This is a genomic window from Hyphomicrobium sp. D-2 (genome assembly GCF_029872155.1).
In the GTDB taxonomy this organism is placed as follows: Bacteria; Pseudomonadota; Alphaproteobacteria; order Rhizobiales; family Hyphomicrobiaceae; genus Hyphomicrobium_A.
On the sequence record NZ_JARXLA010000002.1, the window covers coordinates 584,257 to 605,734 of the forward strand.

The 21,478-nt window shown below is 61.4% G+C and carries 19 protein-coding genes; 9 read left to right on the top strand and 10 right to left on the bottom strand.

The window, feature by feature from the left end; translation table 11 throughout:
* The first annotated feature begins 123 nt into the window (after positions 1-123).
* The 7 genes from QEZ49_RS04570 to QEZ49_RS04600 all read left to right on the top strand — a co-directional run bounded on the left by QEZ49_RS04570 (position 124) and on the right by QEZ49_RS04600 (position 8,516).
* Complete coding sequence (locus QEZ49_RS04570) at positions 124-1,125, top strand: helix-turn-helix domain-containing protein (RefSeq protein ID WP_280384628.1); 1,002 nt, start codon at positions 124-126, stop codon at positions 1,123-1,125.
* A 413-nt stretch (positions 1,126-1,538) separates the two neighbouring features.
* Positions 1,539-3,287: an arylsulfatase gene (locus QEZ49_RS04575; protein ID WP_280384631.1), complete on the top strand. Its 1,749-nt coding sequence runs from the start codon at positions 1,539-1,541 to the stop codon at positions 3,285-3,287.
* Positions 3,288-3,513: 226 nt separating this feature from the next.
* Positions 3,514-4,422: an HAD family hydrolase gene (locus tag QEZ49_RS04580; RefSeq protein ID WP_280384632.1), complete on the top strand. Its 909-nt coding sequence runs from the start codon at positions 3,514-3,516 to the stop codon at positions 4,420-4,422.
* Between the two features lie 147 nt (positions 4,423-4,569).
* Entirely contained in the window at positions 4,570-5,502 is a 933-nt protein-coding gene (locus QEZ49_RS04585) for a formylglycine-generating enzyme family protein (RefSeq protein ID WP_280385078.1), read from the top strand.
* Positions 5,503-5,835: 333 nt separating this feature from the next.
* Positions 5,836-6,840, top strand: coding sequence for a tRNA dihydrouridine(20/20a) synthase DusA (dusA, locus tag QEZ49_RS04590; protein WP_280384634.1), 1,005 nt, complete (start codon positions 5,836-5,838; stop codon positions 6,838-6,840).
* 39 nt (positions 6,841-6,879) lie between these two features.
* Entirely contained in the window at positions 6,880-7,710 is an 831-nt protein-coding gene (locus QEZ49_RS04595) for a sulfite exporter TauE/SafE family protein (RefSeq protein WP_280384636.1), read from the top strand.
* 455 nt (positions 7,711-8,165) lie between these two features.
* Positions 8,166-8,516 carry a GIY-YIG nuclease family protein gene (locus QEZ49_RS04600; protein ID WP_280384638.1) on the top strand — a complete coding sequence of 117 codons (351 nt, stop codon included), beginning with the start codon at positions 8,166-8,168 and terminating at the stop codon, positions 8,514-8,516.
* Positions 8,517-8,704: 188 nt separating this feature from the next.
* On the opposite strand, the gene QEZ49_RS04605 is transcribed toward QEZ49_RS04600, so the two are convergent.
* From QEZ49_RS04605 to QEZ49_RS04650, 10 genes are all read right to left on the bottom strand, one after another.
* Positions 8,705-10,210 carry a phosphomannomutase/phosphoglucomutase gene (locus tag QEZ49_RS04605; protein WP_280384639.1) on the bottom strand — a complete coding sequence of 502 codons (1,506 nt, stop codon included), beginning with the start codon at positions 10,208-10,210 and terminating at the stop codon, positions 8,705-8,707.
* A gap of 144 nt (positions 10,211-10,354) precedes the next feature.
* Complete coding sequence (locus QEZ49_RS04610) at positions 10,355-10,960, bottom strand: TIGR02281 family clan AA aspartic protease (protein ID WP_280384642.1); 606 nt, start codon at positions 10,958-10,960, stop codon at positions 10,355-10,357.
* Between the two features lie 75 nt (positions 10,961-11,035).
* The gene (locus tag QEZ49_RS04615) at positions 11,036-11,743 is read right to left on the bottom strand and encodes a TIGR02281 family clan AA aspartic protease (protein ID WP_280384644.1); all 708 of its coding nucleotides are present in this window, start codon (positions 11,741-11,743) and stop codon (positions 11,036-11,038) included.
* An 833-nt stretch (positions 11,744-12,576) separates the two neighbouring features.
* The gene (locus QEZ49_RS04620) at positions 12,577-13,704 is read right to left on the bottom strand and encodes a branched-chain amino acid ABC transporter substrate-binding protein (RefSeq protein WP_280384646.1); all 1,128 of its coding nucleotides are present in this window, start codon (positions 13,702-13,704) and stop codon (positions 12,577-12,579) included.
* 145 nt (positions 13,705-13,849) lie between these two features.
* Complete coding sequence (locus QEZ49_RS04625; RefSeq protein ID WP_280384648.1) at positions 13,850-14,233, bottom strand: DUF6867 family protein; 384 nt, start codon at positions 14,231-14,233, stop codon at positions 13,850-13,852.
* Positions 14,230-15,015, bottom strand: coding sequence for an ABC transporter ATP-binding protein (locus QEZ49_RS04630; RefSeq protein ID WP_280384650.1), 786 nt, complete (start codon positions 15,013-15,015; stop codon positions 14,230-14,232). Before QEZ49_RS04630 ends, QEZ49_RS04625 begins: the two co-directional genes overlap by 4 nt.
* The gene (locus QEZ49_RS04635; RefSeq protein ID WP_280384652.1) at positions 15,012-15,932 is read right to left on the bottom strand and encodes an ABC transporter ATP-binding protein; all 921 of its coding nucleotides are present in this window, start codon (positions 15,930-15,932) and stop codon (positions 15,012-15,014) included. Before QEZ49_RS04635 ends, QEZ49_RS04630 begins: the two co-directional genes overlap by 4 nt.
* Positions 15,932-17,314, bottom strand: coding sequence for a high-affinity branched-chain amino acid ABC transporter permease LivM (gene livM / locus QEZ49_RS04640; RefSeq protein ID WP_280385079.1), 1,383 nt, complete (start codon positions 17,312-17,314; stop codon positions 15,932-15,934). Before livM ends, QEZ49_RS04635 begins: the two co-directional genes overlap by 1 nt.
* Before the next feature lie 45 nt (positions 17,315-17,359).
* A complete protein-coding gene (locus QEZ49_RS04645) occupies positions 17,360-18,274 on the bottom strand; it encodes a branched-chain amino acid ABC transporter permease LivH (RefSeq protein WP_280384654.1) in 915 nt (304 codons plus the stop codon).
* A 48-nt stretch (positions 18,275-18,322) separates the two neighbouring features.
* Positions 18,323-18,565 carry a CDGSH iron-sulfur domain-containing protein gene (locus QEZ49_RS04650; RefSeq protein ID WP_280384656.1) on the bottom strand — a complete coding sequence of 81 codons (243 nt, stop codon included), beginning with the start codon at positions 18,563-18,565 and terminating at the stop codon, positions 18,323-18,325.
* A gap of 372 nt (positions 18,566-18,937) precedes the next feature.
* On the opposite strand from QEZ49_RS04650, the gene QEZ49_RS04655 reads away from it, so the two are divergent.
* The gene (locus tag QEZ49_RS04655) at positions 18,938-20,323 is read left to right on the top strand and encodes a carbohydrate porin (RefSeq protein ID WP_280384658.1); all 1,386 of its coding nucleotides are present in this window, start codon (positions 18,938-18,940) and stop codon (positions 20,321-20,323) included.
* A 92-nt stretch (positions 20,324-20,415) separates the two neighbouring features.
* Positions 20,416-21,342 (top strand): tRNA (adenosine(37)-N6)-dimethylallyltransferase MiaA, encoded by a 927-nt coding sequence (miaA, locus tag QEZ49_RS04660; protein ID WP_280384660.1) that lies wholly within the window; start codon positions 20,416-20,418, stop codon positions 21,340-21,342.
* Positions 21,343-21,478 lie beyond the last annotated feature (136 nt).

The following is a 21,478-nucleotide window of genomic DNA, read 5'->3' on the forward strand; positions in this document are numbered from 1 at the left end:
ATCGGCTGCAGATCCGCAGACTGTACGGATGATGAGATTGCATAACGGGTGCTTGCAGACGACGAGGTGAGGGTCGGTGCAACGTCGACGGCCCTGTTCGCCTGAGAATATGCGAGGAAATCTGTGCTTGGCAGCGCTCACCGCGTATTCGACTGCGCAGACGAGTACGTGCACACGATCCGGGCGGCGCAGGTGCAGGCGGCTGTCCTCAAGCCGGGTCAATTCGATGGCGAACTGACCCGCATCGACTTTCGTCGTCTATGGTTGCAGCGCGGCGCGGAGAGTCTGGCTCGCTCCGTTCATATTTCAATTCCAAAGACCCGCGCGCCGATCTTCTTTCTGACGGATCTCCGGCAGCAGCCGAGCTGCATAAACGGCATCGAGTTCAAGCCAGGGGAATTGCTGTTCTGGGGCCGTGAAAGCGAACAGTATCAGCGCACGGACGGCGCGATCCGCTGGGGCGCCATGTCCCTTGCGCCGGATGAACTCGAACGGGCGGCCCGCACTGTTCTCGGCCGTGAAATGCCGGTCCCGCAAGAGACGAATGTGTTGCGTCCGCAGCGGCGCGCGATGGCGCGGCTAGGTGCGCTGCATCAGATCGCCGGAACTCTTGCCAGGTCGGCGCCCGAAATCATCGCCCATGCGGAGGTCGCGAAGGCACTGGAACAGGCGATGGTGCACGCGATGCTGCTGGCCATCGACACCAGCGAGAAAAAGGCGCCGGTCGCCGGATACAAGGATCGGCGTGCAATTCTAGAAGGGCTAGAAGGGTTCATTGCCCGCCACTCAGGCCGCCCGCTTTACATCATGGATTTGTGCAACGAACTCGGAGCACCAGAACGAACGGTGCGGCGCGTTTTCAAGGAGCAATTCGGACTAAGTCCAATCCGGTATCTTTGGCTGCGCCGCATGTATCAGGTGAACCGCGCGCTTCAGCTCGCCGACCCAATGCAGACTTCCGTAACGACCATAGCAATGGAGCACGGTTTCGGAGAACTCGGCAGGTTCGCGACGGTTTATCGCCAACTCTTCGGTGAGGCGCCTTCCACGACGCTACGCAAAAAGCCAAATTTCGTGCCTCGGGTGATGTCTCCTCGCTATCTCGGCCTTGCCCAGTTCGAATAACGGACTTCCGTGAAAGACAGCGGCAGCGACGCGTGTCGTGCCGGCAAAACCACCGAAGCCGACCGTTCACACCACAAACAAATAGTTCGTTTTCTTGCCCGTTCACTCGGGCGATTTATTCCGAGGCAAGCAATTGCATTGATCGGCATTAAGAGTGCAATTGCATGGAAAAACGCCCGAAAAACATAAAGGAATCGGCAACTCTTTTAAATTTCTAGCTGGCCGAATCTGCATAGCGGCTATTGCCATTTCATGTGTTTTTAAAGCCGAGGGCGATGCTCTCTCATATTGATGGCAAGCGCGCAGACTTTTGATGCCCGCGGTTGGGCCAGAACGTATGTCGCGACGCCATCCCGTCGATTTAAGATCGGGGCGGCCGGTTGATACCTCCGTTCCAGCACAGGAGGTATCGAATGATCCCCGAAGCCGCGCATTTGCGGGATGAACCCATTAAAGGCCGCACCAGCTGGTTGAAAGCCAGCGTTGCTGCGATTGCTCTTAGCGTGATTACGCCAGCGGTTGTGCAAGCTGAAGCTGCGCCAGCGCGGCCGAACATTCTTTTTATTATGGGTGATGACATCGGCTACATGCAGCCGAGCATCTACCATCGCGGCTTGATGGTCGGCGAAACGCCGAATATTGACCGCATCGGCCGCGAAGGCGCGATGTTCACCGATTACTATGCGGAGCAGAGCTGCACGGCTGGACGTAATGCGTTCTTCACTGGCATGCATCCGCTGCGCACCGGCATGATCATGCCGCAGCTGCCCGGCAGTCCGACCTATCTGAAGCCCGGCACGCCGGCACTCGCAAAGTTCCTGCACGATCTCGGATATGCAACCGGGCAGTTTGGCAAGAACCACCTTGGCGATCATACGGAGGCGCTGCCCACAGCACACGGATTCCAAGAGTTCTGGGGTTATCTCTACCACCTTGACGCCATGCAGGGCGTCAGCTTCCCGGACATCAACAAGACGCCAACGGATCAAACTGTTGCCCCGCCGTGTCAGAACACTGCAGTGCCTGGATTGGATCCGACACCGGGAGCTGTCGATCAGAAGACGACCATTTGTCTGATGCCACCGCGACCGGTGATCGCCTGTAAATCCTCTAACGGCACCGTAGAAAAGCAGACATGCAAGGACGAAGGGCCGCTGACGCTCAAGCGGTCTGAGACGGTCGACGAAGAGATTTCAAGTCACCTCATCGACTTCCTCGATCGCAACAATCCCAAGGAAACCGGCAAGCCGTTCTTCGTCTGGTACAACCCGGCGCGCATGCACATCACGACAATGCTGTCTGACAAGTATCTCGGCATGGTCGGGCAGCCCGGTGGCAAGGACTGGGGCGTGAACGAAGCCGGCATGAAGCAGATGGACGACAACATCGGCTACGTGCTGAAGAAGCTTGAGGAGATGGGCGAGCTCGACAACACGATTGTCGTTTTCACCACGGACAACGGCGCTGAGACCATCACGTTTCCCGATGGCGGCACAACGCCGTTCAAGGGCGGAAAGCTGTCAACCTGGGAAGGTGGCATGCGAGCGCCCATGGTGGTGCGCTGGCCGGGCCACATCGAGCCAGGAACGGTCAAGACCGACATCTTCGCGTCGCTTGACTGGGTGCCGACGTTCGTCGAAATCGCCGGTGGCCCCAAGGGCAACGAACTGAAGGCGCAGATCGAGAAGGGCGCCTATCCGGGCATTGTCAAGACGACGCTGGATGGCATCAACCAGCACGATTATCTGCTCGGAAAATCGGATAGATCGGCACGCGATACATTCTTCTATTACTCGGGCAAGGATCCTTCGGCTGTCCGCTACAAGAACTGGAAGATGTACTTCTCGATGGTATCGGACGATCCGACCGGCTTTACCGTTGGCCCCGTGCCGTACCACTGGACTCAGGTTGTGAACATCAAGCGCGATCCATTCGAGACTTCGATCGGTTCGCAGTTGAAGACACTGACCGGCGTCGGTGGCGCGTTGGCTGCACCGGTTACCGCCTACGTCTACGACTGGAACCTGCTGCCGATCGGCCAGGCGTTGTGGCTAAAGGAACTTGAGACTTACAACAAGTTCCCGCCGATGCAGACGCCTGCGAGCTACAACCTTGATCAGGTCATCCAGCAGGTGAAATCCGCCAAGACGACCAGAGACTGATACGCACGACGATCGGGCGGTTCTGCGGAGCCGCCCGACTGTCATTGTCCATCGGCGACTTCAGATCATATCGGGTAATGCAATGCTTTGTTGGATTGTTCAGACGCTCCATTCGCTCCGGACGCGCACGTTTGCAGCCTCGTTTGCAGTGTTGGCGGCTCTCACCCTGACAACGCTTTCAGCAGCTGCCAAACAAGACCCGCTTCCGTCATGGAACGACGGTGCAGTGAAGAGCGCGATCGTGGCGCTCGTTAAGGAAACAACCACGGAGGGCGCCGCCGGTTATGTTGAACCGGCCGATCGCATCGTGGTCTTCGATCAAGACGGCACGCTCTGGGCTGAGCATCCGCTTTACAGTCAGGCGCTGTTTGCGCTCGACCGGGTGGCGACGCTGGCGCCCGAACACCCCGAATGGAAAACCACCGAGCCTTTCAAGTCAGTGCTCGCCAATGATTTTGCCACCATCGCAAAGTTCAGCGAGAAGGATTGGCTTGAAATCGTTGCCGCCACGCACGCTGGCATGAGCACCGAGCAGTTTGAGAAGATTGTCACCGATTGGCTGCCGACCTCGAAGAACCCGGTGCTGAAGCGGCCTGTTACCGAACTGGTCTATCAGCCGATGCTGGAAGTGCTGGCGTATCTGCGCGCCAATGGTTTCAACACTTACATCGTTACCGGTGGTGGTCAGGAGTTCGTCCGCCCCTATGCCGACGCAGTGTATGGCATTCAACGCGAGCAGGTCGTCGGCTCCAGCGTTGCGACCAAATTTGAATACAAGGACGGCAAGGCAGAATTGCTGCGCGAGCCGAAGCTGTTCTTCAACAGCAACTATGAAGGCAAGCCGATCGGCATCAATCTCTTCATCGGCAAGCGTCCCTTGATTGCTTTTGGAAACTCCGACGGCGATCGCCAGATGCTGGAATGGACGACAGCGGGTGAGGGGCCCAGACTGGGCGTGCTTGTGCTGCATGACGATGCTACGCGCGAGTTCGCCTATGGCCCGGCCGACGGCCTACCCGACACCAAAGTTGGCACGTTTAGCCAGTCGCTGATGGATGAGGCCCATGCGCGCAAATGGCATGTGATCAGCATGAAGAATGATTGGGCAACCATTTTTCCAAAACCGGCGGAATAGGCGGCCGAAAAAGGCGGGTTGATATAGGCAGGTTGGTGTGCATCCCGACTGGGAGACAATTCTAGGGGAAGCAAGGTGAGCATCAGACACAGGCATAAGGCACAAGCGCACTCTGCTCCGCCGAACATCTCCGACCCGACGACGGATATGGTCCGGATCGACGGCGCGACGTTTCGCATGGGATCGGATCGGCACTATGCTGAGGAGAAGCCGGTTCATCGGGTAACGGTCGACGGTTTCTGGATCGATCCGGCGCCGGTGACTAACGCGCAGTTTCGCGCCTTTGTCGAGGCAACGGGCTATGTCACGTTCGCCGAGATTGCGCCTGACCCGAAAGACTATCCCGGCGCGCTGCCGCATCTGTTGAAGGCGGGATCACTGGTGTTTGCGCCACCGGACTATCCCGTCGACACACGCGACTGGAGCCAATGGTGGGAGTTCCGTCAGCGGGTGAACTGGCGCAGGCCGTACGGTCGTGGCAGCTCGATCAGGGGGATGGACCATCACCCCGTGGTTCATGTCGCCTATCGAGACGCTGAGGCTTATGCAGACTGGGTTGGCAAGTCACTACCGACAGAGGCGGAATGGGAATACGCTGCGCGCGGCGGTCTCGATGGGGCCGAGTTCGCCTGGGGAGATGAGCTGAACCCTGAGGGACGTCAGCTTGCAAATACGTGGCAGGGCGCGTTTCCTCACGAGAACCTCAAGCTCGATGGCTACGAGCGCACATCGCCGATCCGTTCATACCCACCCAACGGTTTTGGGCTTTACGACATGATTGGCAATGTCTGGGAATGGACGGCGGATTGGTTTTCGAACCGCCATCCAGACAACGCCCCGAAAGCTTGCTGCATTCCGGTCAATCCGCGCGGCGGTCCGGAGCAGGCCAGCCATGATGCCCGTCAGCCCAGGTCGGCTATTCCGCGCAAGGTGTTGAAGGGCGGTTCGCATCTGTGCGCGCCGAACTACTGTCGGCGGTATCGACCAGCAGCACGCCACGCTCACCCCGTCGATACATCGACCAGTCATATCGGTTTCCGATGTGTTTTCAGAAGCGCTGATCGGGAACAGTCACGGTAGGAAGAGAGCTGTACCGCTGGCGGTATGCAGGCGGTGCTTATTGGGGCATCGAACAGCAGTCAGACGACGAGACCGATTCCGTGTGTGCCTCCGCTATGATAGAGGCATGGGGGCGCGTTCGACGTGGCGTGCCGATTTAACAAACTATGCGTTCGCCGCATTTAATGCGGCGTGGGCCTGCTGCGCTGTGGCCCATCGCAGCGCCTGCGATTTCAGCTTAAAGGTCTTTCGATCAGACGCTGGCTATTATGCAGCCATGCCCAATTGCCGACGAACAGTGGAACGTGCTTCCCTTAGAAGGCTCAATACGTTCGAAATCGAATAGGACTATCCGTGCAATATCAGCCGCATAGGTTCTCCGTGGCGCCCATGATGGATTGGACGGATCGGCATTGCCGGACGTTTCACCGTCAGCTGACGAAGCGCGCTCTGCTCTATACCGAGATGGTAACGGCCCCCGCTGTGCTGCGCGGCGATCGCGAGCGGCTGCTCGGATTGGCCGGCGAGCATGAGCATCCGGTGGCGTTGCAGCTCGGTGGATCGGACCCTGAAGCACTGGCGGACGCCGCCGCCGTGGGTGCGGAATATGGTTACGACGAAATAAACCTGAATGTCGGCTGTCCTTCCGACCGCGTGCAGGAGGGCCGCTTCGGCGCCTGCCTGATGGCCGAGCCGGAGCTGGTTGCAAAGTGCGTTTACGCAATGCAACGCAACGTCAAGGTGCCGGTAACGGTGAAATGCCGGATCGGCATCGACGACCAGGACAGCGAGGCCGATTTCCAGCGCTTCATCGACACGGTGGCCGATGCGGGCATTACAACTTTTGTTGTCCACGCGCGCAAAGCCTGGCTGAAGGGTCTGTCGCCGAAAGAGAACCGCGAGATTCCCCCGCTGGATTATCCGCGCGTCTACCGGCTGAAAGCATCGCATCCCGAGCTGACGATTGTGATCAACGGCGGCGTCGACAATCTGGATGCGGCAGAGGAACATCTGCGTCATGTCGATGGCGTGATGATGGGGCGCGCTGCGTATCAGACGCCGTACATTCTGAGTGACGTCGACCAGCGCATATTCGCGATAACGGACGCGCCGGCGATTTCTCGCCGCGACGCAGTGGAAGCGATGCTGCCTTACATCGAAGAACACATTGCATCGGGCGGCCGGCTGAACAACATTGTGCGTCACATGCTGGGGCTTTATCACGCCGAACCGCGCGGACGCCTGTTCCGTCGTCATCTCAGTGAGAATGCACCACGGGATGCAGCGCCGCTGTCGGTGCTGAAGGAGGCGCTGGAATACGTTGAAAGCGGACCGCGCCGCGCAAGCGCCGCCGAGTAACGCCGCCGTACAACCACATAACACTGGGAATGATCGCGCATGGAACTGGGGTTGGCCAATGGCGATCTTGTCATGCTCGTTGTGGCGCTGCTGGCGGGCGGACTGGTGGCCGGTTTTCTAGCCGGTCTGCTTGGTATCGGCGGCGGTGGTGTGCTGGTGCCGGTGCTGTATGAAGTGTTCCGCGCTCTCGATGTCGATCCCGCCGTGCGCATGCACGTGGTGTTGGGCACATGCCTTGCGATCATCCTGCCGACGTCGCTGAAATCGTTCGCGGGGCACCGGGCGCGCGGCTCGGTTGATATGGCGCTGCTGAAACGGGTGGCGCCGTTTGTTGTGCTGGGCGTGATGATCGGAGCGGTCGCCGCGAAGAATTCCAGCGCCGAAGTGTTGAAGTGGGTGTGGGCGATTTCCGCCAGCGTCATTGCGTTCAAAATGGCGTTCGGCCGTGAGAGCTGGCGCATTTCCGATCACCTGCCGCCAACGCCGTGGCCGCAGGCTGGCGGGTTCGGCGTCGGTCTCATCTCGACACTGATGAGTATCGGTGGTGCATCGTTCGTCGTGCCGCTGCTGACGCTGTTCGGCAAACCGATCCTGCAGGCGGTTTCAACAGCTGCCGGCGTGGGGCCGCTGATCGCGTTCCCCGGCGTGATCGGATACGCGTGGGCGGGTTGGGGTGCGGAAGGTTTGCCGTGGGGCTCGATCGGTTATGTCAACCTGCTGGCGATGGCGATCGTTGCACCGGTAAGCGTACTGGCGGCGCCGCTGGGTGTGCGCATGGCGCATCGCATTCCGCGCCGCACGCTGGAGCTGGCGTTCGCCGCGTTCCTGGCAACGATCGCGCTGCGCTTCATTGTTGATTTGGTGTTGTGAGCGCTGATTGGTGGGCCAACGCAAGGCTGGCCATAGGTCAGGGCACGGCAGAATTGATGGCGCGGGCATGGGGAAACTTGCGTGGATCCCGGCCTTTTTCTGGCACTCGGCGACTCCCCTTCGGGGAGCCGGCCGCCGAGTGCGCAAGAAATATTCGCCGGGATGACGGAGGAGTGGGGGCGATTTAGCAATGATACGTCGGACTGCAACGGGATGAGAGGTGCGGTTCGCAGAGTTCATTGTCAAAGCCGCTAGGCCGCTTGGGCCATAAAGAAGACCGACAACAGTGCCTCTGCCTCAGCTTCCATTGGGAGGCATCCAGGTCTGCAACTCAAGCTGGGGCAATAGCCCGGCAGTGGCCTCCGCACACCGTCATCCCGACATCGGTCGGGATCCACGCCAGCTTAAGCGTTTGAGCGGTTGCAGAAGGATGTCCGTCCAGAGATGATCGGAGCATGCCTCGCCTGTATGAGCCGAAAGATCCGTGCGTCTACATTCTCGCCAGCAAACGCGATGGGGTGCTGTACATCGGCGTGACGAGTGCCCTTCACGGTCGCATGGAGGAGCACAGCCAGGGCGTGATCGCAGGTTTCACGAAGCGCTATGGCGTAAAATTATTGGTCTATCACGAACACCACGACGACATGGAAATGGCGATCCGGCGCGAGAAGCAGTTGAAGGCGTGGCGCCGCGCGTGGAAGGTTCGGCTGATCGAAAGCATGAACCCTGAGTGGGTGAACCTCTTTGATCCGTTGACCGGCGCAATTGCCGAAGGCCCGGCTGATCGGGCGCGGCAGAATTTATAGCGCGTGCTGGGGGAAACTTGCGTGGATCCCGGCCTAGCGCCGGGATGACGTTTTTATTTCTTTCGCACGAGTGATTTCCTGTCCGGGCGGCGGCCGCCGAGTGCGTAGAAATTTTTCGCCGGCGCGAAGTTTGTATTCGGCGCTGGCGGCCGGCTGCGCAGAGCGCAGTCGCCAGCGCCAGGCAAAAACTAAACTTCGATTTTCTGATTGTACTCGCCGACTTCGGGCTGTTGCGAGAGCAGGCCGTCGATGTCGGCGAAGATAGCCTTCATGTTGGCCTCCGACACCGGGCTTTCGACGACGACGACCAGCTCCGGCTTGTTAGATGACGCACGCACCAGACCCCAGGTGCCATCTTCGAGCGTGACGCGCACGCCGTTGACGGTGACGAGATCGCAGATCTTCTGACCGGCAACGGTGCCGCCATCCGCTGCTAATTTCTGATAATGCGCGACGACGCGATCGACGACGCCATACTTTTTCTCGTCGTCGCAGTGGGGCGACATGGTCGGCGACTGATAGGTTTTCGGCAGCGCGCGGCGCAGGTCGGCCATCGTTTTATCGGGCGCTCGCTGCAGCATGTCGCAAACGGCGAGCGCGGCGACGAGACCGTCATCGTAGCCACGGCCGAGCGGCGGCTGGAAGAAGAAGTGACCGCTCTTTTCAAAACCGACCAGCGCCTTCTGCTCGAAGGTGTAGCGCTTCATGTAGGAGTGGCCGGTTTTCCAGTAGAGCGTTTTGGCGCCGTTCTCGATCAGTACCGGATCGGTCATGAAGAGGCCGGTTGATTTTACGTCGGCAACGAACACAGCATCCTTGTGCTGGGCCGAGATATCGCGCGCGAGCATGACGCCAACGGTGTCGGCGAAGATTTCGTTGCCTTCGTTATCGACGACGCCGCAACGGTCGCCGTCGCCGTCGAAGCCGAAACCGACATCGGCCTTGTGCTGCACCACCGCCTCGGCGATGGCGTGCAGCATGCCCATATCCTCAGGGTTCGGATTATAGCGCGGGAACGTGTAATCGAGCTCGGTATCGAGCGGCTCGACTTCGCAGCCGATCGCTTCGAGCACCTGCGGTGCGAATGCGCCTGCTGTGCCGTTGCCGCATGCGGCGACGACCTTCAGCTTGCGCTTGAGCTTCGGACGATCGGCCAGCGCGCGCATGTAGCGCTCGGCCATGTCGGGAACGAAGATAAGGCGGCCGCCGGCTGCGGGTTTGGAAGCGCCTGACAGCACGATTTCCTTCAGCCGGCTCATTTCATCGGGGCCGAAGGTGAGTGGCCGATTGAGGCCCATCTTGATGCCGGTCCAGCCGTTGTCGTTGTGCGAGGCGGTGACCATGGCCACGCCTTCGACGTCGAGATCGAACTGCGCGAAGTAGGCCATCGGCGAAAGCGCGAGGCCGATGTCGTGCACTTCGCAGCCGCCAGCCAGCAGACCGTTGATGAGCGCCTGCTTCACCGATGCGGAATAGGAGCGGTAGTCGTGTCCGGTGACGATGCGCTTAGGCACACCGCGCTCTTCGAACAGCGTTGCCATGCCCAGGCCGACGGCGGTGAGGCCGAGCAGGTTGATTTCCTGCGGGAACAGCCAGCGCGCATCGTATTCGCGGAAGCCGGTGGGCTTTACCAGCGGGATGCGTTCGAAATCGGCGGTGTTGGGCTTCAGGTCGGCGCGCGGCTTGGGCAGCATGAATGGTCCTTCGTGAAAATATCCGGCCGGATGAGTAAACGCCGCCCGTGGAATAAAGTTGATCAACAGACTGCGACACGGTGGAGCATGTGATAGCGGCACGGCGGTCTCAGCAACCTGGCGCTTGGTGCAAGGTGTCGGGCTTTACTCCTGCAGGACAAGGCGGCCCTGGCGCATGTCGAAGCGGGACAGGCGCGACAGGAAGCTCATGCCGAGCAGGGAGGTTTTGAGGCGGCCGGGTTCGGTGACGGCGGCGGGCACGTTGCGCACGGTGATGCCGCCGATGGAGACGCGATCCAGCGTGACGGGGGCGACGCGGGCGACGCCGTTGGCGGTATGCACGGAGCGGGTGAAATCCTGATCGCGCAGATAGAGGCCGGCGCGCTCGGCGTCCTCATAGGAAAGGGCGACCATGGTGGCGCCGGTGTCGACCATGACCTCGACCGGGCGGCCGTTGATCTCGGCGTGGGTATTGAAGTGGCCGTTGTCCTGCGCTGCCAGTTCAACGACGGTGCCGCTTGCGGTGGGCTGCTGTGCGGCAGCAGCCGTTGCATTCTGGCGCGGTGCGTTGCTGTCGGCGGCCTGCTGGCGCGCCTGCGCAACGTCAGCCGGTGTCGGCAGCCCCAGCATACGCTCGGCGCCGACTTTGAGATTCTCGAAATGGGTGAGGGCGGCGATCGCGATGACCGCGACAACGCCCCAACTCAACACTTCACGGAGGAGTTGCCTGGTGCCTGACGTCAAAGCCATGGTTCTCAGATGTTGACGAGCTTGGCGGGATTGCCCGGAACGCCCCCAGTGATGGGAGCGCATCCTTCGCCGCCGTCAGCCCCTTAGCGTCAAATAATCTTTGGCGAATTCATAGGATCGCAAACGCCTTAAAAAACTCATACCGAGCAAGTTCTCGTTAACACTTCCGGGTTTGGCGACGAGGGCCTCGACGTTGTGGACGACGAGTGGGCCGATGGCGAGGGAGCGGATGCGGGCGGAGGCGGCGTAGGTCATGCCATTGGCGGTGTTGACCGGCACCGTATAGGACAGCGCGCCCAGATCTATGCCGGCGCGGGCGGCGTCAGCGGGCTTCAACACCACGGAGGAGGCACCGGTGTCGACCATCAGCGGCATCGATTGACCGTTAACGCTGGCGCGTACGGCGAAATGGCCATCGAGGCGGCGACGGACGCGGACGGCGCGCTCACCCTCGTCGGTGGTTTCGACCGATACAACCTGGCCGGAGGGTACAAGCTCTTCGCCGACGCGGTTGACGACGGTCATCACCTCCTCGCGGTAGGAGTAGGCGGCGATGAAGCCGAAGCCAATGGCGAGCCACGCGATGACGTAGCGCAGCGCCTGCATGGGCCGCGTGCGATCCTCGCCGAATAGGCCGTAGAGATAGAACAGCACCAGCAGCACGCCGACAGCGAGCGAGATGATCTCGCCGGTGCCGAGCTCGGTCAGCATGCCGCCGCCGTCGCGGGTAAAGAGATAGCCGCCGACGGCAACGAGCAGTAGCAGAACGATCCAGGCTTTCATTTCAGCGGGCTCCGGGAGCGGTGTTGCGGTCGTTGGCGGCGCGGGTGCGTGCGGTACGGACGTCAGGTGGTGGGCCAGGATGCAGGCACGATGTGCTGAGTACGCGGCTTTGGTCTCGATTGCAGCGGGCTTTTCGGCTGCGGCAACCGAGGCGGCGCACAGTGGCAGGCCAATGTGCCGATAATGTAGTCGGCTGATGCGAGAAGGGAAGGGAACGTTGCCAGGAGGCATGCGCCGGCACGTATCGACTTTTGCGTTTCCAGCAAAAGTTGACGGGGGTTCAGTTCGCATTACGCACCGGTGGGCCGGCCCCCCGAAGGGGAATCGCCGGTGCAACAGAAAAACTGGCGTGGATCCCGACCTGCGTCGGGATGACGTTGCGGAGAGGCATGCGCCGCGCATGACGGCTTTGTCGTGTCCATCAACAGTTGACGGGGGTGTAGTTCGCACCACGCGGTTGGCGGCGTGCTCCGCTGAGCGGATCGTCGAACGCTATAAGCGCGGCAGGAAATGCCGCCTGGAACGGCCCGCGATCGAGTGGTCCCGACGCGCTCGGCGGGGGGGGCGCGCGGCGGTGTCGCAGAGCGCCACAAAAATCCCCTGCGCCACAAAAACAAACGGCGGGATTGCTCCCGCCGCTGTGTTCTGCTGATCGATGTGGCCTGCTCCCGAACCATGCATTGCCACGATGGGGGGTGGATTGACTTCAACCGTAAGACCACCTTCCGACCGTTGTCGGGGACGACGTGGAGGGAGCGAAGGGGCAGCGCGCACCAATCAGCGCTGGCGACCAGCTGCGCGGAGCGCAGTCGCCAGCGCCAACTGAAATGCAGTTATTCGTTCTGGACGTAGGTGATGCGGCCGTCGGGCTGCTTGGTCCAAGTGTACATGACGTAGGCCACCTGCTTGATGTCACCCTTTTCGTCGAAGGCAATGTCGCCGATCACGGTGTTGAACAGCACGCCGGTGCGCATATAGGCCGCGACAGTCTTGGGATCGGTCGACTGGGTGGCTTCGATGGCCTGCTTCAGAATCTGCACGGCGGCGTAGCTGTAAAGCGTGTAGGCCTCGGGCTTGTATTCGCGCGCCTCGAACCTTGAAATGATTTCCTTGGCCTCGGGGCGCTTCTGCGGGTCGGGGCCGAAGGTCATCAGCGTGCCTTCCGCGCCGGGACCAGCGATGGCTGCAAACTCGTCGCTGGCGATGCCGTCACCGGACATGAACACGGCCTGGAGGCCCTGATCGCGCATCTGGCGCAGGATGAGGCCGCCCGCCGTGTGTACGCCGCCCCAGTAGAGCACATCGATCTCAGCGTTCTTCAGCTTGGAGACGAGGGCGGTGAAGTCCTTCTCGCCCGCGCCGACGCCTTCATAGACGGTTTCGGTGACGCCGAGATCGTTCATGGCCTTTTTGGTCTGGTCGGCGAGACCACGTCCGTAGGTGGTCTTGTCGTGGATGATGGCGATTTTCTTGTCCTTGAAGTGCGTGGCGATGTGCTGCCCGGCAACGGCACCCTGCTGATCGTCACGGCCGCAGGTGCGGAACACGTTCCAGAGTTTGCGCTCGGTGATGGAAGGGTTGGTAGACGCGGGCGTGATCATCAGGATGCCGTTGTCGACGTAGACTTCCGATGCCGGCATCGTGACGCCGGAGTTGAAGTGACCGACGACGAAATTCACGCCTTCGCCCAGGAAGTTATTGGCGACGGAAACACCCTGGCGCGGATCGGCGGCATCGTCGCCGACGACGAGCTCGAGCTGTTTGCCAGCGATGCCGCCAGCAGCATTGATATCCGCCACCGCCTGCTCGACACCGTTTTTCAACTGGGCGCCGAAGGCAGCGTCCGTGCCGGTCATCGGGCCAGCCACGCCGATCTTGAGTTTGTCGTCGTCACCGCCACAGCCGGTGAGCAGGGTGGCTAAAGCAAGCGCCAAGGCGGCAAGGGTTGCTGTTGATTTCATGAGCTCCTCTCGGGGTGGACCGGGGCTTAAAATGTTTCAAAGGGTGAATTGCGAAATAATCTGGCCGTTTCAGTGTCGCGGCACATCTTTGATTTGATGGCGTATGTTCAACCGAAACCGGGCAAATGTCATCCTTGGGGTTGAGTCAGCCTTGCGGCGCGGCGGTGTTTTCAGCGGGCTCGTCGGTTCGGCGGCGCCACCAGAGCAGCCCCGCGCGTTCATAGGCCCAAGGATACTGCTCGACCATCTGGCGCACGCGCGTCATGCGGAAACCCCACAGGCATGCGGTGACGACCACGATGTAATCGATGATGAAATTGCGCCATGAGAACAGCACCTCATGGAACAAGGCATAGTGCAGGAAGCGAACGGCGAATGTAAGCAGCAGGGCCGAAGTGAAGATCTGCCAGGTGGGCCGCCATGTTGATGCAATGGCTGATCCGGCCGCCCGCGCCGCTGCCCCACCTATCAACACAGTGATGAGCAGAAAGATCCAGAGGCCGTTGTCGCCGGTTTCATAGACGGTCATGGCACCTCGCCCTGCTGGCTGATTTCCAGCTGCGCTGCCGCTGCATCGTGATGGCGCCCGCCCTCAAGATAGGCTGCGCGGACCTCAGGACTGGAGAGCAACTCCTGACCTGAGCCTGACATGGTGATGACGCCATTGACCATCACATACGCGCGATGGGCCAGCCGCAGCGCATGGAATGCGTTCTGTTCAACGAGGAACACCGTCAAGCCTTCACGCGCGTTTAGATCAGCGATGACGCGGAAGATCTGTTTGACGATCAGCGGCGCCAGCCCGAGCGAAGGCTCGTCCAGCAACAGCAGTTTCGGACGGCTCATCAGCGCGCGGGCAATCGCCAGCATCTGCTGTTCACCGCCGGAAAGTGTGCCGCCGCGCTGATGCAGGCGCTCTTTCAGCCGAGGAAAGATGGTCGTCATATGCTGCAGGTCGCGCTCGAACTCGCGGTGTCCGGCGAACTCGGCGCCCATGCGCAGGTTTTCTTCAACCGTCATGCGGCCGAAGATGCGACGACCCTCAGGCGACTGAGCAAGGCCGAGACGCGCGATCTGGTGGGTGGGCAGCGCGGAGATGTCCTGACCGTCGAACACGATGCGTCCGGCGTGTGCACGCGGCATGCCGAAGATGGTCATCATCAACGTGGACTTACCGGCGCCGTTGGCACCGATCAGCGTCACGATCTGACCCGCAGGTACATCAAGGCTGACGTTATGCAAGGCGGTGATGCTGCCGTATGAGGCGCTGATGCCTTGCAATGAAAGCAGCGGCTGGGAGGGCTGGTTCACAGGCCGACCTCCGCTTCAACCTGCGCGACTTCGTCATCGTCGACGCCGAGATAGGCGGCGATGACCTTGGGGTCGTTGCGCACGCTTTCCGGGGTGCCATCGGAAATGCGCAGGCCGTATTCGAGCACAACAACGTGGTCGGATATTTCCATCACCACCGACATGTCGTGTTCGATGAGCAGGATGGACGTGGCGTGGTGGTCGCGGATGGTGCGCAGCAGCGTGTTCAGCTCCAGGCTTTCGCGCGGGTTGAGACCGGCGGCGGGTTCATCCAGACACAGCAGCACCGGATCGGTGCACATGGCGCGGGCGATTTCCAGCCGGCGCTGATCGCCGTAGGGCAGCGAACCGGCGGCATCGTCGGCGCGGTGGGTTAGCTCGATGTGCTCCAGCCAGTAGCGCGCGCGCTTCATGGCGGCGGCTTCGGCTTCGCGATACTGCGGCGCGCCGAACAGGCCTTTGATTGTCCAGCCTGACGCGCGCATCAGGGGCGTGTGCTGGGCAACGATGAGATTTTCCAGCACCGTCATGCCGGAGAACAGGCGGATGTTCTGGAATGTGCGCGCAACCCGGGCCCGGCGGGCGATTTCAAAGTCGGGCATGCGCTCAAGCAGGAACACGCCATCGGCGCCGATCTGATCGTCGACGCATTTGTAGCGATGGCCGGTTGAGGCCAATGCAGCCACTTCGTCGAGGCGTACGGGGCCGCCGGTTGAAAGCGCCATCAGGCCGCTGGTGGGTTTGTAAAAGCCGGTGATGCAGTTGAAGACGGTGGTCTTGCCGGCGCCGTTGGGGCCGATGAGGGCGGTGATGTCTCCGCGACCGACCGAGAACGACAGATCGCGCACGGCGGTGAGGCCGCCGAAGCGCATCGTCAGCCCTTCGACCACGAGCAGGGGATCGCGGACCCAGCGCATCAGCCGTGGCCCTCCTTGACGTGCGAGGAGGATATAGCCTTGGCGTTGCCGTCCAGCGGCATGGTTGGTTGTCGTGCGCCGACAAGTCCGCGCGGGCGCCAGATCATCATCAGCACCATGGCGAGGCCGAAGATGAGCATGCGGTATTGGCCTGGATCGAACTCGGGCCCGAAGATCTGCTTGAGGAAGGACAACTCGCGCAGCAGTTCGATGCCACCGATGACGGCAATGGCGGCGATGGCGACGCCGACCAGCGAGCCCATTCCGCCCAGCACGACGATGGCCAGAATGGTGGCCGATTCCATGAACTCGAACGAACGCGGATTCACGAAGCCCTGGCGCGCGCCAAAGAAGGCACCGGCGAGGCCGCCGAACATGGCGCCGATGGCGAACGCGGTGAGCTTGGTGTTGACGGTGTTGATGCCGAGCGAGCGGCAGGCGATTTCATCCTCGCGCATTGCCTCCCAGGCGCGGCCGATGGGGAGGCGTCGCAGGCGCTGCGTGGCTACGGCGACCAGCAGCGCGAGGGCGAGGATCGTATAGTACAGGAACATGGAGCGGTGCACGGCGGGCGAGCCGGGCAGGCTGAACACATCGCCGAAGGTGGTCTCGCCGGTACGCGAGGAGAAGGGCAGGCCGAAGAAGGTGATGTACGGGGTGCGGATGCCGGCGTTGCCGTTGGTGACTTCAACCCAGTTGATGAGCACGAGGCGAATGATCTCGCCGAAGGCCAGGGTGACGATGGCGAGATAGTCGCCGCGTAGCCGCAACACGGGGAAGCCAAGCAGAATGCCCCAGAAGGCGGCGAGAATTCCGGCGATGGGCAGGCAGATCCAGAACGCCCACGGGCCAAGGCCCGGCACCGTGGCGGGGATCACGTACGTCGCGATGAGCGCGTAGGCGTAAGCGCCAACGGCGTAGAACGCGACGTAGCCGAGATCGAGCAGTCCGGCGAGGCCAACGACGATGTTCAGCCCCCACGCGAGCATGACGTAGATGAGGATCTGAACGCCGAAATTGTCGATCCATTTTACGGCGCCGCCTTGCCCCGTGAGGAGGAGCGCGAAGAACGGGAAGATGAGCAACGCCGCAAGCCCGATGCGCGGCAGTTGCTTCTTTCGTTCCGGTGTCAGCTCAAAGCGGGTTGATGGCAGAAGTTGGGGCAGGCCATGGTGGCGCAACGCCAGCCAGCCGAACCGTCCGGCGAACACCGCAGCGACCGCAAACAGCACCAGCAACGGTCGCGCCTGGATGGTGAGGCGGTTGGAGAAGTCCTGCAGGGTTTCGAACGCGACGATGGGAAAGCAGAGGCCAAGTGTGACCAGCGCCCATAGCCCAGCGCTGCGCAGCGCGTCCTCGATCGGGAAACGCGGAGACGGCAGCGCGCCTTCGCTAACCGGTGTGCCGCCGCCCGTCGTGTCCATGGCTTAAACCCTCTCGACGTCCGGACGGCCAAGCAGCCCGGACGGCATAAAGATGAGCACGATGGCCAGAATGGAGAACGCGGCGACGTCTTTGTAGTCGATCGAGAAGTAGGCCGACCACATGGTCTCGATGAGGCCGATCAGCAACCCGCCGATGACAGCGCCGGGCAGCGAGCCGATGCCGCCGAGCACCGCCGCCGTGAATGCCTTGACGCCCGGCGTGAACCCGTCGCTGAAACTGACGACGCCGTAGTAGCTCATGAACATGAGCCCGGCGACGGAAGCCAGCGCGCCGCCGATGACAAAGGTGAGCGATATGGTGCGGTCGACATTGATGCCGAGCAGCGCGGCCATGCGCCGATCCTGCTCGCAGGCCCGCTGCGCGCGCCCCAGCTTGGTTTTCTGCACGATGGCCCAGAACGCGACCAGCAGAATTGCGGTGACGATGAATATCAGCGCCTGCCGCTCCGAAATTGTGACGGAGCCGTTGCCCATCGGGATCGTCATCACGTCATTGAGGATGGAGGGCGAGGCTTTGTTGCGCGGACCCTGCGTCACCTGCACGAAGTTCAGCAGGAAGATGGCCATGCCGATGGCGGAAATGAGCGGCGCGAGGCGGAACGAGCCGGCTAACGGTCGATAGGCGATGCGCTCGATCACCCAGCTCCACAGCGCGGTGAGGAACATGCCGGCGACCAGCACAATCAGCAGCGCAAGGCCGATGGATGTGACGCCAAGAAACTGCGTGAGCAGCATGAGCAGGATGAGGGCGATAAAGGCGGAGATCATGAAGACGTCGCCATGGGCGAAGTTGACCATGCCGATGATGCCGAACACCATCGTATAGCCGATGGCGATTAGTCCGTAGATCGATCCGAGCGTGAGACCGTTGATCAATTGTTGGACGAAATATTCCATGCACCCCCCGGCAGGCCGATCATCAATTGTCCCGCAGACCCGGAACTTCTAAAGCAAAAGATGCGATCCGTCGCAGAAAGGTTCGTCGTCGGTCTGCTTGCAACCGCAGATATTGAATGTCCCGGAATAATCGACGGTGAAGCTCATGGGCTCGAAGCTGGTGCCCTTATGCGAGCCATCGCAAAACGGCTGTTGCTGTGAGCGTCCGCAGCGGCAGTAGAAATAAGATGTTCCCGCAACCAGATCGACCTGATACGGCCCGACCAGCGCAACAATCGGTTCCTCGGCCATGGCACCCCCCGGATTTGGCCCTGCCGCCCGCGTTCCCAGCGCCGACGATCCGTTACAGGCAACTTGCCCGTTACCTAGATGGCTAACGGCTTCGCGGCTGCACGACAAGCCCACTACTGAGTGCATGCAGCCGAACAGGGCGCAAATTCCCGTGTGCCGGCGTGCCCCTGTGGACACAGAGGTTTTCAAAGTGGGGCAATCCGCGGTCCGATATTTGATGACGCTGCAATTTGGCGATGGCGCGCAGCAATTGCGCAAAAGAATCGTGGCAAAGCGCAGGTGGGATCGGCCGCTTTATGCGGGTTGCCCTGAGGACTGCGGATGGCGGTTGGCGATAACCCCGCGTGCGTTGAACGTGGAGGCGTGCCTTGCGTGCGCGCGTCTATGGGGTTTGTTGTTGCCCAAATACTCATCATTCTGATCGTGTGTGTTGCACCTCCGGATGCGCGTGCGCAGACGGCGGAGCAGGAAGCCGACCGTATTCCCGGACTGCCTGAGCCCTCCATCGCAATGAACTTTCCGCGTGCGTTCGGCGATCCCACCGGCATACGTTCGGCGCTGGCGGGCAGGGGCGTGACGTTCGCCGTCAATTACATCGGTGAGGTGCTGGGCAACCCCACGGGTGGCATAGCGCAGGGCACGTTCTACGACGGCCGTCTTGAATTCGCGCTAACCGCTGATCTGGAGAAGGCGATCGGCTGGCGCGGCCTGAGCTTCTTCGCCAACGTCTATCAGATCCACGGACGCAGCATCACGGCGAACAACCTCGGCGTGTTGATGCCAGTGAGTTTCATCGAAGCGCTGCCGTCGACGCGATTGTTCGAGCTTTGGCTGGAACAGCAGTTGCTGGACGACAAACTGACTTTCCGCTTCGGGCAGCTCGCCGCCGATTCTGAGTTTATGATCAGCCAGGGTGCCAGCGCATTCCTGAACGGAAGCTGGGGGTGGCCGTCCATCGCGGGTATCAACCTGCCAAATGGCGGCCCCGCATATCCAATGGCTTCGCCCGGCATGCGGCTGGCGTTCATGCCCAACGAACAGCTCAGTCTCAAGCTGGCGATGTATTCGGGCAATCCGGCGGGCGACTGTGATTACGATTTCCCGCAGCAGTGCAATCCATATGGCCTGAGTTTTCCGATCAACACGCCGCTGGTGTTTGCCGAGATGGCCGTGCGCTACAACCAGGGCGACGGTGAATTGCCGGGCACGGTGAAATTCGGGCTTTGGCGCTACTTCGGCAATTTCGAGGAAAGCGCGGTGGGTAGCGCCGGCCTGCCGATCGGCCTGGAGCCAATCCCAGGCATGATGACGGAACACGACCGCGCTTACTACGCGGTGTGGGACCAGATGATCTATCGCGTGCCGGGCAAGGGCGATCCAAAGGGCGTCGGCGTTTTTGGACGTTTGATCACCTCGCCGTCAGAAGGCAATATGGTGAGCTTCTATGCCGAAGCAGGCGTAACGTTTTCGGGACTGCTGGCTGCGCGGCCTAACGATATGCTGGGAATTGGCATCGCCTACACCGGCATTTCTTCGCAGATCATCGATTATGCGCGCGAAACCTTGCTGCCGGTGACGCCGAGCTTTGAGGCGATGCTGGAGATCAGCTATACGGCGGAGATCATGCCGGGGCTGACGCTGCAACCGGATTTCCAGTATTTCTGGAACCCAGGCGGGCACGTTGCCTTCCCGGACGACCTGGATAGGGCGGTGCCGAACGCAGCGGTGTTCGGATTGCGCAGCACCGTCCATTATTAGCCCACCATTGGCGTGGTGCGACGGTCGCTCTGCCATCCACCGGTTGTCCGCTCAGCGCTTAGTGCTCGGCCCACGCGATGCAAGGATCTGATTTGCCACCTGTCATTCTCATTGCAGGCCCCACCGCCAGCGGCAAATCCGGCCTCGCGCTGCGACTGGCCGAAGAGCTTGGCGGCATGGTCATCAATGCCGATGCGATGCAGGTTTACCGCGAACTGCGGGTGCTGACGGCGCGCCCCGACGCTGAGGCCGAGGCGCGCGTTCCGCATGCGCTTTATGGAACCGTTGCCGCCGCCGATGCCTATTCCGCAGGGCGCTACGTGAGCGATGTGACGGACGCACTGGAGCAGGCGCGTCAGCGCGGCCTGAGGCCGGTCATCGTTGGCGGCACGGGCCTCTACTTCAAGGCGCTGACGGACGGACTGTCACCCATTCCGCCGATTGATGATGAGGTGCGGACGCATTGGCGCGCCGAGGCTGCCGAACATGGCGCGCGGCATCTGCACGGGGTGCTTGGCGGCAGGGATCCGGAAATGGCGATGCGTCTGGCCCCCGGCGACACGCAGCGGATCGTGCGTGCGCTTGAGGTTCTGGACAGCACCGGGCGTTCATTGGCCGAGTGGCAGCGTCTGCCCGGCGAGCCTCTGCTGCCGGAGACGGAAACCGTGCGGCTACTGGTTGCGCCGGAGCGGGAGGAGCTGGTGCGCCGCATCGACCGTCGCTTCGATGGCATGGTGGGCGAGGGCGCGCTTGAGGAGGTCCGGCAACTCGACGCGCTGGGGCTCGATCCGGCGTTGCCGCTGATGGGGGCGCTGGGCGTGCGCCCGTTCCGCCGTCATCTGGCGGGAGAGATCGGCCTGGAGGCGGCGATCGAGGCCAGCAAGATCGAGACCCGCCAATACGCCAAACGGCAGGTCACGTGGTCGCGGCGTAATATGAGTTCGTGGAAACGGCTCAACGCGCAACAAATGGAATGTTCCGTCGGTCAAATCATGCATTTTGTTCAAAACGCCGATTGACCCGGTTGCTCCGGCTCCCTAGTTTCCGCACCCAAAGCATTGATCCCGCGATGGACATCCGCGCGCCGCTGTCAGGGCTGAGCCTTGTTTCGGCCTGATAGGCGGTTTGGATGTCCGATGCGGCACAGGGCAGGTG

Excerpts from the sequence above, each read along its gene's own strand:
- QEZ49_RS04605 (WP_280384639.1), bottom strand. The coding sequence starts at position 10,210 with ATGCTGCCCAAGCCGCGCGCCGACCTGAAGCCCAACACCGCCGATTTC.
- QEZ49_RS04625 (WP_280384648.1), bottom strand. The coding sequence starts at position 14,233 with ATGACCGTCTATGAAACCGGCGACAACGGCCTCTGGATCTTTCTGCTC.
- QEZ49_RS04620 (WP_280384646.1), bottom strand. The coding sequence starts at position 13,704 with ATGAAATCAACAGCAACCCTTGCCGCCTTGGCGCTTGCTTTAGCCACC.
- QEZ49_RS04650 (WP_280384656.1), bottom strand. The coding sequence starts at position 18,565 with ATGGCCGAGGAACCGATTGTTGCGCTGGTCGGGCCGTATCAGGTCGAT.
- QEZ49_RS04585 (WP_280385078.1), top strand. The coding sequence starts at position 4,570 with ATGGTCCGGATCGACGGCGCGACGTTTCGCATGGGATCGGATCGGCAC.
- QEZ49_RS04615 (WP_280384644.1), bottom strand. The coding sequence starts at position 11,743 with ATGAAAGCCTGGATCGTTCTGCTACTGCTCGTTGCCGTCGGCGGCTAT.
- QEZ49_RS04595 (WP_280384636.1), top strand. The coding sequence starts at position 6,880 with ATGGAACTGGGGTTGGCCAATGGCGATCTTGTCATGCTCGTTGTGGCG.
- QEZ49_RS04610 (WP_280384642.1), bottom strand. The coding sequence starts at position 10,960 with ATGGCTTTGACGTCAGGCACCAGGCAACTCCTCCGTGAAGTGTTGAGT.
- QEZ49_RS04635 (WP_280384652.1), bottom strand. The coding sequence starts at position 15,932 with ATGCGCTGGGTCCGCGATCCCCTGCTCGTGGTCGAAGGGCTGACGATG.
- QEZ49_RS04575 (WP_280384631.1), top strand. The coding sequence starts at position 1,539 with ATGATCCCCGAAGCCGCGCATTTGCGGGATGAACCCATTAAAGGCCGC.
- QEZ49_RS04645 (WP_280384654.1), bottom strand. The coding sequence starts at position 18,274 with ATGGAATATTTCGTCCAACAATTGATCAACGGTCTCACGCTCGGATCG.
- QEZ49_RS04600 (WP_280384638.1), top strand. The coding sequence starts at position 8,166 with ATGCCTCGCCTGTATGAGCCGAAAGATCCGTGCGTCTACATTCTCGCC.